At 31.9% G+C, this 335-nt stretch carries 1 protein-coding gene; it reads left to right on the plus strand.

The features are described from left to right. Nucleotides 1–183, plus strand: a 183-nt coding sequence (locus EII23_RS13280) for a hypothetical protein (protein ID WP_124793578.1), incomplete at its 5' end; no start/stop codon positions are given. Nucleotides 184–335: the final 152 nt, after the last annotated feature.

Genomic DNA, 335 nt, shown 5'->3' on the forward strand with positions numbered 1-335 from the left:
ACTTTGAACTATAATAACGATGATATAAAGTATCGTTTACCTTTTGTTTTTAATATCCTTTTCTTATTATTAATGCCTGCAATTTACAATATTGGTAACACTTTTTTATCAGTAGTTTGGACATTATTAGGAGGCATTAATGCAATATATCTGTTGATAAAAATGAGAAAAGATAAACAATAGGACACGCAATTATGCCGAGAAAATTTATTGTGCATTGAGAAGAACCCTTAATTAAACTGTTTCGACGAATGTCGGTATAGCGTGAGCTATGAAACCGACGAGTCAACAGTTTTCGGGTTTATTAAGGGTTCAGAGGCTCAATGTCAATAAAG

Source organism: Desulfovibrio sp. OH1186_COT-070 (genome assembly GCF_003860215.1).
Classification (GTDB): domain Bacteria; phylum Desulfobacterota; class Desulfovibrionia; order Desulfovibrionales; family Desulfovibrionaceae; genus Desulfovibrio.